Origin of the sequence: Wenzhouxiangella sp. XN24, assembly GCF_011064545.1 — a bacterium.
Classification (GTDB): Bacteria; Pseudomonadota; Gammaproteobacteria; order Steroidobacterales; family XN24; genus XN24.
Map to the genome: position 1 here is coordinate 1 of NZ_JAAMFG010000022.1, position 218 is coordinate 218.

The 218-nt window shown below is 68.8% G+C and carries 1 protein-coding gene; it reads left to right on the top strand.

The window, feature by feature from the left end:
- Positions 1 to 218, top strand: a 218-nt coding sequence (locus G6032_RS15870) for a methyl-accepting chemotaxis protein (RefSeq protein WP_240901926.1), incomplete at both ends; no start/stop codon positions are given.

A 218-nucleotide genomic window follows, 5' to 3' on the forward strand; every position in this document is an offset into this window, starting at 1 on the left:
GAAGTCGTGGTCACCATGGGGGCGATCACCGAGAGCTCCAAGAAGATCGCCGACATCATCCAGGTCATCGACGGCATCGCCTTCCAGACCAACATCCTGGCCCTCAACGCCGCCGTCGAGGCAGCCCGGGCCGGGGAGCAGGGTCGCGGCTTCGCCGTGGTCGCCGGTGAGGTCCGCACCCTGGCGCAGCGCTCCGCCGCCGCGGCCAAGGAGATCAA